This window comes from bacterium, assembly GCA_035380285.1.
Classification (GTDB): Bacteria; Auribacterota; Erginobacteria; order Erginobacterales; family DAOSXE01; genus DAOSXE01.
Genome location: DAOSXE010000018.1, coordinates 15,809 through 28,380, shown reverse-complemented (window position 1 = coordinate 28,380; position 12,572 = coordinate 15,809). Strand labels below are relative to the sequence as shown.

The 12,572-nt window shown below is 67.0% G+C and carries 11 protein-coding genes; 3 read left to right on the top strand and 8 right to left on the bottom strand.

Annotated features, from left to right (window positions below; translation table 11 throughout):
* Positions 1–3: 3 nt before the first annotated feature.
* Positions 4–2,064 (top strand): ATP-dependent DNA helicase, encoded by a 2,061-nt coding sequence (locus PLZ73_08150; GenBank protein HOO77844.1) that lies wholly within the window; start codon positions 4–6, stop codon positions 2,062–2,064.
* 4 nt (positions 2,065–2,068) lie between these two features.
* Here the strand turns inward: PLZ73_08150 and fabD are convergent, their stop codons facing one another.
* From fabD to PLZ73_08110, 8 genes are all read right to left on the bottom strand, one after another.
* On the bottom strand, positions 2,069–3,001 hold the full coding sequence (gene fabD / locus PLZ73_08145; protein ID HOO77843.1) for an ACP S-malonyltransferase: 933 nt from the start codon (positions 2,999–3,001) through the stop codon (positions 2,069–2,071).
* 93 nt (positions 3,002–3,094) lie between these two features.
* The gene (locus PLZ73_08140) at positions 3,095–3,565 is read right to left on the bottom strand and encodes a hypothetical protein (GenBank protein HOO77842.1); all 471 of its coding nucleotides are present in this window, start codon (positions 3,563–3,565) and stop codon (positions 3,095–3,097) included.
* A 2-nt stretch (positions 3,566–3,567) separates the two neighbouring features.
* Positions 3,568–4,311: a nucleoside phosphorylase gene (locus tag PLZ73_08135; GenBank protein ID HOO77841.1), complete on the bottom strand. Its 744-nt coding sequence runs from the start codon at positions 4,309–4,311 to the stop codon at positions 3,568–3,570.
* Between the two features lie 69 nt (positions 4,312–4,380).
* Entirely contained in the window at positions 4,381–6,171 is a 1,791-nt protein-coding gene (locus PLZ73_08130) for a tetratricopeptide repeat protein (GenBank protein HOO77840.1), read from the bottom strand.
* 49 nt (positions 6,172–6,220) lie between these two features.
* Complete coding sequence (locus PLZ73_08125; protein ID HOO77839.1) at positions 6,221–7,045, bottom strand: cyclase family protein; 825 nt, start codon at positions 7,043–7,045, stop codon at positions 6,221–6,223.
* Positions 7,046–7,143: 98 nt separating this feature from the next.
* Positions 7,144–8,115 carry an omptin family outer membrane protease gene (locus tag PLZ73_08120; protein HOO77838.1) on the bottom strand — a complete coding sequence of 324 codons (972 nt, stop codon included), beginning with the start codon at positions 8,113–8,115 and terminating at the stop codon, positions 7,144–7,146.
* 1 nt (position 8,116) lies between these two features.
* Positions 8,117–9,505: a tetratricopeptide repeat protein gene (locus PLZ73_08115; GenBank protein HOO77837.1), complete on the bottom strand. Its 1,389-nt coding sequence runs from the start codon at positions 9,503–9,505 to the stop codon at positions 8,117–8,119.
* Positions 9,506–9,533: 28 nt separating this feature from the next.
* On the bottom strand, positions 9,534–10,739 hold the full coding sequence (locus tag PLZ73_08110) for an amidohydrolase family protein (protein HOO77836.1): 1,206 nt from the start codon (positions 10,737–10,739) through the stop codon (positions 9,534–9,536).
* A 114-nt stretch (positions 10,740–10,853) separates the two neighbouring features.
* Here PLZ73_08110 and PLZ73_08105 point away from each other — a divergent pair, with 114 nt between their 5' ends.
* The gene (locus PLZ73_08105) at positions 10,854–11,693 is read left to right on the top strand and encodes an ABC transporter permease subunit (protein ID HOO77835.1); all 840 of its coding nucleotides are present in this window, start codon (positions 10,854–10,856) and stop codon (positions 11,691–11,693) included.
* Positions 11,690–12,571, top strand: a complete 882-nt coding sequence (locus PLZ73_08100) for an ABC transporter ATP-binding protein (GenBank protein ID HOO77834.1) — start codon at positions 11,690–11,692, stop codon at positions 12,569–12,571. The genes PLZ73_08105 and PLZ73_08100 overlap by 4 nt, the downstream gene beginning before the upstream one ends.
* Position 12,572: the final 1 nt, after the last annotated feature.

Genomic DNA, 12,572 nt, shown 5'->3' with positions numbered 1-12,572 from the left:
GCGATGGACTCGGGCGAAGATACGATCCGCTCCTTTTTCCGCCCCGGCGGCCCGCTGGAGCGCCTTCATCCCCGCTACGACTATCGCCCGCAGCAGGAAGCGATGGCCGCGGAGGTCTGGAAGGCGCTGGCGGAAGGGAACGTGCTCTTGGCAGAAGCCGGGACCGGAGTGGGGAAAAGCCTGGCCTACCTGTACCCGCTGCTCCTCTGGCAGCGCCGTGCCGAGCTGCCCTTCGCGGTCTCCACCCACACCAAGACCCTGCAGCGCCAGCTCCTGGAACAGGACCTCCCCCTCCTGGAGCGCCTGACCGGCGAGAAGATCCGGGCCGCGCTCTGTCTGGGAGCGGGCAATTATCTCTGCCGGCTGCGCCTGGATCGGGCCCGGGAGCGGGGGCTTTTCGAAACCCGCGCCGCCGCCGCCGGGTTTCAAGCCGTAAGCGAATGGGCCGCCGCCACCGCCACCGGGATGGTCCAGGAACTCGCCCCCCCCCCGTCGCCCGACGTCTGGGGAGCCGTCAGCGTCGAGCAGGTCTGTCCCCGGCGGAAATGCCCCCACTACCGGGAGTGCTGGTATTTCTCGGCCCGCGAGCAAGCCCGCTCGGCCCAGGTCCTGGTCATGAACCACCATCTTTTTTTCGCCAACCTCGCCGTGGGCGGGGCGGTCCTGCCCCCCTTCGGGGCCGCGGTCTTCGACGAGGCCCATACCCTGGAGGACGTCGCCACCTCCTTTCTCGGCTTCCGGGTATCCAACCGGACCGTCCCCAACCTTCTCGGCAACCTCTACAGCGCCCGCGGCGGCAAGGGGTTCATTCCCGCCACGGTCGCCGATGCCGGGGAACGGGCCCTTTGGCAGGAGTCGATCGAGGTCGTGCGCCGCGCCAACGACGATTTTTTCGAAAGGCTCCAGGCCCTGGGGAAGGGGGGGAAGCAGACCCTGAGGCTGCGCGTGCCCGGGTACGTCGACAACCTTCTGGACGCCCCCCTGGAAGCCCTGGAGGACCGGCTGCGGAAACTTCGGAAGGAACTGCCCGAAGCGGATAAGGTCGAAGCCGTCGGGTACCAGTTCTGGGTCCAGGAACTGCGCCGCCACCTGGAGGAGCTGACCGGCCTGGGGGGAGAGGACCGGGTGTACTGGTACGAGCAGGAAGGGTCGCGCCGCCGCCTCTTCCAGTCGCTGCAGATGGCCCCGGTGGAGGTCGGGAACTATCTGCGGGAGCGCCTTTGGTCGGAGCTGGCCCCGGCGGTTCTGACCTCGGCCACGCTCTCCACCGGGGGGAACTTCGAATACCTGAAAAAAAGCCTGGGGCTGGAGGACTGCGCCGAAACCGTCCAGGCCTCCCCCTTCGATTATCAGAACCGGGTCCTGGTCTACACCGACCCCACCATCCCCGACCCGCGCCGCGACCCTCAAGGGTACGAGGCCCGGATCGTGGCCGACATCGACCGGATCGTGCGCGCGGTCGGGGGAGGGGCTTTCGTGCTCTTCACCAGCCACCGGATGCTCCGCCGGGCCTGGGATGAACTCAACCAGCCCCTGGCCGGCTTCGGGTGCCTGCGCCAGGGGGAAAAGGAACGCTACCTGCTCCTGGAGGAGTTCCGGCGCCGCCCGGCTTCGGTGCTGTTCGGGACCGCCAGTTTCTGGCAGGGGGTCGACGTCCCCGGGGAGAGCCTGCGCTGCGTCGTCATCGTCAAGCTCCCCTTCGGAGTCCCCGACGAGCCCCTGACCGAATCGCGCCTGGAACTGATAGCCGAAGGCGGCGGCGACCCCTTCAACGATTACCAGGTGCCCCGGGCCGTGATCATGCTCCGGCAGGGGTTCGGGCGCCTGATGCGCCACCGCGACGACTACGGGGTGGTGGCTTTCCTCGATCCCCGGATCCGCACCCGCCCCTACGGCCGCAAATTCCTGGGGGCGCTGCCGCGCTGCCGGGTCACCACCGACTTCGAACAGCTGAACGCGTTCGTCACCCGGGTCCGGAGGGAGGGGGGCGGCGCGGCCCCGGGGCCGACCTCCCCGGAAGCGGGAGCTGCTCCCGTGCCGGTCCCGGGGACGCCTTCCGCCTGAAGCTTCAGGCCAGGGCCGCCGCCAGCTCGTCGATCTGAGCGGGGGTTTCCACCGCGTAAGCGGCGGCGTCCGGGGCGATCTTCTTCATCAGCCCCAGCAGCACCTTGCCCGGCCCCACCTCGACGAAGGTATCGACCCCCTGCGAAAGCATGTATTCGACGGACTCGGTCCAGCGCACCGGCCCGTTGACCTGGCCGATAAGGTTGGCGCGGATCTCCTCGGCGGCGGTTTCGGGCCGGGCGCTGACGTTGGCCACCACCGCCACGGCGGCGTCGCCGATCCGGGCCGCCTCCAGGGCCGGCCGGAATAGTTCGGCCGCCGGATCCATCAGGGAGGAATGAAAGGGCGCGCTCACCGGGAGTTCCATCGCCCGTTTGGCTCCCTCGGATTTGGCCAGTTCCATGGCCCGTTCCAACCCCGACCGCTCGCCGGAGATGATGGTCTGGACCGGGGAGTTGAAGTTGACCGCCTCCACCACCCCGGCCTCGGACGCCCGGGCGCAGATGTCGACCACCGCCTCGGCTCCGAGCCCGATGATCGCGGCCATCCCCGCACCGGTGATCTTCTCCGTGGTCGCGGCCATGATCTCCCCGCGCTTGCGGACCAGGGCCACGGCTTCGGCGAAGGAAAGGGCCCCGGCGGCTGCCAGGGCGCTGTATTCGCCCAGGCTGTGCCCGGCCGTCAGCGCCGGGCGTATTCCTTTTTCGGCCAGGAGCGCGGCCGCGATCAAGCTGACCGTGAGCACGGCGGGCTGGGTGTTGTAGGTCTGTTTCAGTTCTTCCTCCGGTCCGTGGAAGCAAAGGTCGCTGAGGGGGAACCCCAGGATCTCGTCGGCAAGGGCGAAGAGGTCCCCCCCGGTTTTGGCAGCGGCCGCTTCCGCGCCCATCCCCACGTACTGCGAACCTTGTCCCGGAAAGATAAAAGCCAGTTTCCCCATCGGAACCGTACTCCCCTGGGTTATGTTCCCGCCGCCCCGGCGGCGGATACGGGTTGACGACGGCGCCCGGCGGAACCGCCGGCCGCGCCGCCCTTACGTTGCTCCTCGCGCTTGGCGTACCCGGCTTTGCAGATCGCGGGTCTTGCGCAGCAGGTCCAGTATCCGGTCCTCGAGTTCCCCGGCCTCGGCCCCGTCCCGGGGCCGGTTCTCGTAAGCCATGCTCAAGGCCTCGATCAGCCTTCCGGTCTCGGTTTCCATCCTTTCCGCCAGATCCCGGGGCGAAGGGCGCCGGGACCGGAGCCCGATCCGGTGGCCGGTTTCGACGCCGGCGACCTCCAGTTCCTCCGCGGTCATGCCCTCGGGGGTTTCGGGGGGAGGGATGAGATCGAACCTGGGATCGTCCGCCACCCACTCCCGGACCGCGTCGACGGCCGGGGGCGCGACGGACAGCCCCCGCCGCAGTTCCCGGACGAGTTTCTCCAGGGGGAGGCAGAAGTTCCGGTCGGCATCCAGGCGCTTCTCCAGCCAATCCAGAATCCGACGGCGTTCGGGGCCGGAATCCATGCCTACCGCCGCTCCCGCTCCAGGATGCGGAAAGCTTCGATCGCGGTTTCGATCGCTTTTTCCGGCCCGACTCCGTGAATCACCGGTTCCCCGGCCCAGGTTCGGCCGATCACGGCCAGAACGGAACCGGCGCGCACGCGCCGCAGCGAGCCGACCACGAAGAGGGCGGCTTCTTCCATGGAGGTGGCGATGACGTCGCCCCGCATCCAGGTCTTCCAGCGTTGGCTGTTGACCTCCGGCTGGGCGCTGTACCCTTCCTCCTCCGAGTAGAACGAGTCCTTGCAGTGGGTGATCCCGAGGTGGTGGGGGTAGTCGAGGTTCTCGGCCGCCCGTCTGAGGGCGCCCACGATTTCGGGGTGAGCCACCGCCGGGTACTCCAGGGGGATGTACTGCCGGGTGGTGCCTTCGTCCCTGACGGCACCGGTGGAGATGGCCAGGTCGCCGAGGTCGACCCGCTCCTGCAGGGACCCGGCGGTTCCCACCCGGATGAAGGTGTCGGCGCCGACGTGGATCAGTTCCTCCAACGCGATCGCGGTCGACGGGCAGCCGATTCCGGTGGAGGTGACCGAAATCGTGATCCCGTCGACGGTTCCGGTAAAGGTCCGGTACTCCCGGTTGAAGGCGATTTCGCGGGGATCGTCGAAATAAGCCGCGATTTTTTCGGCGCGGCCCGGATCTCCGGGAAGAATGACGTAGCGGCCGACTTCGCCGGGGGCCACCTGAATATGGTACTGGCGTTCGCTCATGAATCCGCTCCTTTCCGGGAAAGCCCCGGAGACAAAGTATAGCCCCCGTCCCCCGCCGAGAAAAGGGAATTACCGTTCCCGCAGGCTTTCCAGGGCCCGGCGGACGTCGGGGTTGCCGGGGTCGAGCGCCAGGGCCCGGCGCCAGGCCCATTGCGCTTCCTCCGGTTTCCCTTCCCGGTACAGGCAGTAGGCCAGACCGCTCCAGGCGTCCGCCGAACCGGGGTCGAGGTCGAGAGCCGACCGGTAGGCTTCCCGGGCGGTTTCCCAGTTCCCCCCGTCCAGGGCGGCTTCGCCCAGGATGAGGAACCCGTGGGGGTCGCGGGGTCGGGCTTGGGTGTATTCCCGGATCGTCCGTTCGGCCCGGTCCGGACGCCCGGCTTTCAATTCCAGAACGGCCAAGTTGATCAGGATCAGGGGGTCGCCGGGGTTGAGCCGCCGGCTGATCTCGAACTGTTCCCGGGCCCGGGCCAGGTCCCCCGCCTCCCCGTAGGCCACTCCCAGGCTGTTGTAGTAAAAAGGTTCCCGGGGAAGAATGGCGATCGCCCGGTGAAATTCTTCGACGGCTTCCCGCAGCCGGCCCCTCCGGAAGTATTCGTTGCCCAGGCCGTGGCGGGCCTTGGAACTGTCCGGGGCCGCCCGCACCGCGGCTTCGAACAAGGTGAGGTTGTTTCTCCAGACCCGGGTCCGGGCGACCGTCCCCGCCGCCAGGGCGACGACGACGGCGACGACGGCCGCGGCCAGAATCTTCCGCCGGGTTCCGGAGACGGCCCCGCCGGCGGCTTCCAGCGTCGCCGCCGTCCAGATGCAGAACCCCCCCAGGGGAAGATAGAGGAACCGTTCCGCGCCCAGGCGCGGGCTGGGGAAGAGGTTGCAGACCGGGAGCAGGGCCAGGAGCAGCCAGGCCAGTCCGAAGCGCGCTTTCTCTCCCCCGGTTCTCCAGGCCCCCAGCCCCGCCGCCGCCGCCAGCGGGATTCCGGCCAGCAGGTACCGTCCCCAGGCGGCGGCCCGGTTGGGGTCGGGGTATTCCACCGTGAGGTTGACCGGGAAGAGCAGGCGGCTACCGTAGAGAGCCAGGCTTTTGGCCGCCAGCAGGGCCCGGGTGGGAAGGTCCCCGAACTCCGGGGTGGAGGGAAGCGTCCCCCGTTGGTAGAACAGGGAAAACCGCCCGGCTCCGTAGGCGGCGGCGATCAGGAACGAGGCCCAGAGCCAGGGATCGGAAAAAACGCGCCGCCGGCCGTTTCCCGGCGCGGCGCGGATCAGGCGCGCGGCCGCCAGGACCAGGGGGAAGGTGACGGCCATTTCCTTGGAGAAGAGGGCGGCGGCGAACGCCAGCAGAGCCGCGCCCTTGAGCGCGGCGGCCGCCGCGCCCCGGCGGTTCCCGGCCCGGAGAAAGCCGAGGAGGGCCAGGAAGTAAAAGCAGGCGCAGAGCAGGTCCTCGCGGAAGGAGATGCCGGCGACGGCTTCCACCTGGACGGGGTGGACGGCGAAGACGAGCGCTCCCACCATCGCCGCGGGGCGGCGCGGCCAGAGACTGCGGACGATCAGGGCGAACGCCGCCGTCGCCGCCAGGTGCCAGAGCAGGTTGCTCAGGTGGTAGCCCCAGGGGTTGAGCCCCCAGAAATAGTAGTCGATGAAGTAGGTCAGGGTGACCAGGGGCCGAAAGGAGTATTCCTCGGAGAGGAGGTAGTATTCGGGGGAGAAGAAGAGGCCGAGATTGCCCCAGTCCCGGATGAAGAGGTTTTCCTCCACCGTGACCAGATCGTCGTAGACGAAACTGTTGGGAAAAGTGTCGGCGTAGACCAGGACCGCGGCCGCCAGCACCAGCAGCAGCGCAGCGCCGAATCTGAGTCTGATCGACATGAATGGTCCCCGCCGGGGAGCGGGACGGTCCGCCCCCGGCTTGCCCTCTTCAGCCGACGGGAGCGTCGAAGGCGAGGATACGGCAGATGCAGGATTCCATCTCGATCGCCCTCCAGGGGAAGGCTCCGATCCAGAGGCGTTTGTTCCCGCACTTGTCGATATCTCCGCCCAGGCATTCGGCGTGGACGATTTTCTTGGGGAAAAGTTTCAGGTGCATGACCTGGTAGAAATAGTCGGGGGGAAACATCTCGTCCCAGGTTTTTCCGTATTCGGCGAGCAGCTTGGCTTCGGCGGCGGCAAAATGGGCGGGCTGCCATTGGCGGATGATGGTGTTCATGGGGTGGTCGGCGCTTCCGCAATCGACGCCGATCCACTTGAACTTCATCTTCGCCGCCCATTTATCGAAGTCGGGGCTGGGGCCCGGATGCATGATCATGTACCTGATTTCATCCGCGGTTTTATGGGTCCAATCGTATCTGTGGTAGCCGGTGTTGATGACCAGGATATCCCCCTTTTTGATCTCGACCTTGCTCATGAGCATCTCGGGCGTGTAGAGACCGTAATCGGAGACTTCCTTGGAGATGTCGACGACCACCCCCTGGCCGACCCATTCCCCGATGGGCACCGTCCCGATCGGGCGCCCCGAGGCGCAGAAGTGGATCTCTCCGTCCATGTGGGTGCCGACGTGGTTGCTGGTCTTGATGATTTGGCCGTTGGCCCCCGGTCCGCCGCCGAAGCAACCCCCGATGCGCTTGAAATACTGCAGCTGCAGGGGCATATAGCTGGGCCAGGGCGGGGTATGGACGCTGAGCGGCTGGGTCAGGTCGTAGATCCGCACCGAATCCATGAAAGCCAGAAAATCCTTTTGTTTCATCCGGGGTTCTCCTTTTCCCGAGTTCGAGTTGCGTTCCGGCGCCGGTTCGTATTGTAGGCTCCTTCGGAGTCGAAATCAACCGGGGGCCCGGCCGGCTCTCAGAAAACGACGCCGGCCCGCAGCCCGGCATACCACTGGATCGAGGTGGTTTCGGCGTCGATGTTCGAGTATTTTTCCCCCTCGTAGATCCCACCGTAGAACTCCTGGTCCTGGTCGCCGCTTCCGGAAAGGAAGGTGGCCTTGAGGCTGAGGGCGATCCGGGCCCAGGGGGCCGGACGGAAGATCCCCTCGACTCCGTACTCCATGCCCGCTCCATAATAATCGGCGTTGGATTTTTTCATCCGTTGGACGTGGTCGTCCTCGTCGCGGGCGATCAAAAGCAGGAGTTTCCCGTAGGCGTCGGCTTCGAGCCGGGGGTCGAAGCGGTAGCTTCCCTTCACCCCCAGGTAGGGGAGGTAGTAGTCGATCTTGTAGGTGATCCACTCCGCGTCGGGGTAACGGTAGGTCCCCGGCGTGATTCCGTAGTAGCGGTTGAAGGCGCAGTCGTATTCGGTTTGGGTCAGCTCCCCCTCTCCGTCCCAGGAAAAATGCTGCCAGGCGAACCCGAGGCCGAGTCCCAGGGTGAACCGCTCCTTCTTGACCATGTTCCAGTACGCGGAGCAATCGAGCAGGTAGGCCGTCAGGCTGGTATCGACCACGCCTTTGGAGATCATCTCGCCCCCGACCCAGTCCCAATCCTCCAGCTCGCCGGGGTCGTCGGTGACGTTGAAGAGAAAGGAAACGCCGATCTCGAACGTGTCGTCCTTGAGCGCCAACCGGGCGCTCCCCCCGGTCATCACGGTATCCAGGGGCCACTTCAAACGGCTTTTCCACGAACCCCAGAACCAATCGTCTCCCTTGATCTCGTACTGGGAATACCCGTAAAGGTAACCCCCCTCCACTGCCACCTCCAGCACCGTTTCCGGCCCGATCGCCGTCACGGCGGTCTCGGAGGAGGAAACCACGGTTTGGGCCGGAGCGGCCGCGGCCATCGCCGCCGCTCCCCAGAAGAGAACGAGTCCGGTCTTCATGTCAACCTCCTTGCGTCCCCGTCTCCGGGGCGTCCCCGCCGTCGCCGGGGTTGTTGAGGATATCGCGCATGAACAGCTGGTGAAAGGGAAGGTTCTCGTCCTGGTCGGGGGGGGAGGGCGGAGGGGTCTTCCCTTTGAGCCGGAGAAGAAGGGTGCGGGCCTTGACCCCGAATTCGCTGCCCGCGCCCCGGTCTTCGGCTTCCTCCAGGGCTTTCCTGGCCCCGGGCAGATCCTCCTCCAGAAAACGCGCCCGGCCCAGGAAGTAGAGAATTTCCGGATCGCCCTCCCGGGCGGCGGAAGCTTTCTCCAGGTACTCCAGGGCCTGGTTGGAGTTTTCCAGATCGAGGAGGTTTCTCCCCCGGTGGAGGAGATAGTCGGGGTTCCCCGGTTCCTGGTCGACCGCCAGCTGGAACGACTTGGCGGCGGTCTCGGGTTCCCCGCTTCGCTCCTGGGTCAGGCCGAGCAGGTCGTAGACGCGGGCGTCGGCGGTGCCGCTCCCGACGACCGCCAGGAGAAATTCCCGGGCGCGGGGATACTCCCCCTTCCTGACCGCGATCTCTCCCAGGCGCAGGGAGGCCTCCGGGTGGCCCGGGCGCATTTCCAGAAGTTTCCCGTAGAGGTGCTCGGCCTCGTTCAGGCGGTTCTGCCGGAGACAGATGGCGGCCGCCCGGAGCCAGGCCTCGTCCAGTTCCCGGTTCATCGCGGCCGCGTTCCGGTACTCGGCCAGGGCGCCTTCGTCGTCGCCGAGATCCTCGCGCACGTTGCCCAGGGCCAGGTAGGCCGGGGCGAAACCCGGCCGCAGCGCCGCCGATTGGCGGAGGCTGTTTTCCGCTTCTTCCATCCGTCCCATCTTCTCGTAGACCAGCCCCAGGTTGTAGAGAGCCCGGGGTTCCCTGGGCGCCAGGGCCAGGGCTTCCCGCAGAGCCGTCTCGGCGTCCTCCAGGATGTTGAGACGGGCCAGGGTGACGCCGAGGTCGATCCGGGGGGCCGGGTCCTCGGGAGCGAGCCGGACGGCTTCCCGGAAATCCAGGGCGGCTTCGTCGAGCGCCCCCAGGCCCAGCCGGGCCTGCCCGAGGTCCTTCCAGGTCCGGGGCAGGGCCGGGTTCAGTTCCACCGCCCGCCGGCCCCATGCGACGGCGCCCGCGTAATCCCCCTTGGCCAGGAGAACCCGGCAGAGGCCCGCGGCCGCCCGGGCGGAGGGAGGCTCGGCCGCCTGCAGGTAGAGGGCTTCGGCTTCGGCCAGGTGGCCGGTTTCGAACAACCGTTCGGCCCGATCCAACCGGCGGGCCTGGGAAAGGCGGGCGGTGTTTTTTTCCGGAAGCCGGTCCGTCGACGGCCCGCAGCCCGCTCCGGCCAGAACGAGCAATACAACCGTCGCGTATCTTTTCATCGTCTCCGTCCGGCGGCCGGGCGGGCGCCTACCGGTATTTCTTCGTCTCCACCAGGCGTCCGTGGCTGACGACGGCGGCCGGTTCGCCGTGGTTTCTGAGGGCTTCGAGGACCGTGCCTTCGTGGAGAACCACCAGGTTGGCGACGGCCCCTTTCTTCAGCCCGAACCCCTTCAGGCCCATGCACCGGGCCACGTCCACCGTCACCATGTCGTAGAGTTCTTCCATGGCTTCGGCGGTGGTCATCCAGAGCAGGTGGGCATTGAGGAAGGCGACTTCGAGCATGTTGTTGCGCCCGAAGGGATAGTAGGCGTCGGAGATATCGTCCTGGCCCAGGGCGACCAGGGCCCCTTCGGCTCTCAGGTCCTGGACCCGGGCGTGAAGCGGCCCGGTATGGGGATCGCTGATCACTCCCAGCCGGGCGCGTTTGAGCAGCGCCACCAGCTTCATGAAATAGGGATCGGGGTACAGGCACATGGCCCGGGCATGGTGGGCCAGCACCCGTCCTTCCCAGCCCTCGCGGATGGTGGCCAGGGCGAGCATCTCCAGGGTTCTCAATCCCGGGTCGCCGGCGTCGTCGACGAGCATGGAGATCGGGGCGTCGAACTCCCGGGCGATTTGGAACATCTTATCGATATGGTCCCGTTCGTCGGCTTCGGTGTATTCGATCCAGGGAATGCCTCCGACCACGTCCGCGCCCATGCGCATGGCTTCCCGGACCAGTTCGAAGGCGCCCGGCTCCCGGGCCACCCCGTCCTGGGGGAAGGCCACGATCTGAAGGTCGATCACCCCCCGGAACTCCTTTTTGGCCTGGAGCAGGGCCTTGATCCCTTCCAGTTTGGCTTTGTTGTCGACGTCGGCGAAAGCGCGGATATGGGTGTTCCCGAAGCGGACCGCGGATTTGAGGGCCCGGCGGACGTTGGGCAGGATCCAGGAAGCGTTGTAATCGGCCTTGGCTTCCGCCGCTTCCTCGATGGCGGTCATGGCCTTGCCCATGCCTCCCCCGTGGTAGTCCGCCAGGGCTTTTTCGCTGATCTTGAGCAGGGTATAGACCTTGCAGAGGTGAAGGTGGGCGTTGACGAAGGATTCGGTAACCAGGCCCCCCCGGGCATCGATCGCTTTTCGGGGTCGGCCTCCGATCCGGCGCCCGATTCCGGCGATTTTGCCGTCCTTGATGCCGATTTCCCAGCGCCCCGATTTCCGGCGCAGGGCCGCGTTCCTGATCACGATGTCCATGGTTTGCTCCTCTTTTCGGGGTTCGAGAAATTGCCTCGATGTCTTCGAAAATAAAGTGTACTCTCAACCGAAGCTTCTGTCCACCGCCCCGCGCCGAGCGGAAAGGGCCCGTCAGTGAGGTCGAGATTTCCGATACTGTTCTGCGATCACTTCGTCGGCGGCTTCCGTTCCCGCCGGAGCCTGGTTCTGGCGGGGACCTACCTGCTCGGGTTTCTCCTGGTCAGTTCCGTCGTCATCAAACTGCACCGGGTCGCCGGGATACCGGTGGGGGAGGCCCTCGACCTGAGCGAGCGCGGCGCCCCCATCGCGGGCTTTCTCCGGAGCCTGGCCGCAGACGAGGGCTCGTCGGGGGTAGTCGAATTCGTGCTTTCCACCCCCGCCATCAACCTCTCCCTGGCGGTCATCTCCCTGGCGCTGCTCCCCCTGCTCATCGTCGTCTTCCGCCACGACATCCCTTCCCGGGAGATGGAAGCGGGGACGCTGCGGTTCCTGGTCTGGAGGGTGAAACGGTTCCCCCTGCTCCTCTCCCGGTTTCTGGGGGGCGTGGCCGAAATCGCCGTCGTCACCCTGGGCTCCTTCCTCCTGGTGCTGGTGTACGCCCTGATCGAGATCCCGGGGATTCCCGTCTTCAAGGTCCTGGCGTCGGCTTCGGTTCTCTGGGTACGCCTGCTCCCCTACACGGCGGCGGCGGTGGCGCTGGCGCTTTTCTTTTCCGTGCTCGCCGCCCGCAGCCGCCGGGCGTTGCTCTACTGCTGTCTGGGTTTTTTCCTGCTCCTCTTCGGCACGGTCTTCGAGGCGGGCGCGTATCTTTCTCCCTTTTCCGGCCGCAACCTGGCGGGGCTCTTCGCCTCCGCCGGGTCCTGGCCGATGTGGCGCTCGGTTCTGTTCTACTGCGGGTTCGCCGCGGCGGTTTACGCGGCGGCGCAGGCGCGTTTTTCGAGGAAAGACCTGTGAACGGCCCGGCTCTGAGGGCACGGGGCCTGACCAAGTCCTATGGGAAAACGCCGGTGCTGCGGGGGCTGAACATGAACGTGCCCGCCGGCTCCGTCTACGGTTTTCTGGGGGTGAACGGGGCGGGCAAGACCACGACGTTCGGGGTCCTGGCCGGTATTATTGCCCGGCATGGCGGCGAGTTCGAGTTCGGGGGGCGCCTGGGGCTGCTGCCCCAGGACGCCTCCTTGTATCCCGACCGGCGCCTGTTCCGCCAACTGTTCTTCCTGGGGCGCCTGGAGGGGCTCGACCGCGGCCGCGCCTGCGCGGCCGCGGAGTCATGCCTGGCGGCGGTGGGGCTGGCGGACCGGGCCCGGCACAAGCCCCCCAAGCTTTCGCACGGGATGCGCCGCCGCCTGGCCCTGGCCCAGGCGCTGCTCGGCGACCCCGACGTACTTTTACTCGACGAACCTACCGCCGGCCTCGACCCCGACCAGTCCGCGCGGCTCCGGTCCCTGGTGGCCGGCTGGGGGGGGCGCAAGACGGTGGTCGTCAGTTCCCACCTCCTCTCCGAAGTGGAGCAGATGTGCGACCAGGTGGGGGTCATTCATGGGGGGAAGATGATCTACGAGGGACCGGTGGAGGGATTGACCGGCGCCCGCGATACGGTCGTCTACCGTTTCGACCGCTCTCCTCCTCCCCGCCTCCTGGAGGGGTTGCCCGGGGTCAGGGAAGTTCGGGCCGACGGAGAGGAGATGACGGTCCGCTTCGAGCCCGGCGTCTGTTCCCTGGAGGACCTCAACCGCCGCGTCCTGGAGCTGTGCTTCACCGCCGGCGCGGGGGTCCGGGAGATCGTCCGGGGACGGGGGCTGGAAGCGGGGTTTCTGGAACTGCTGAGATGAC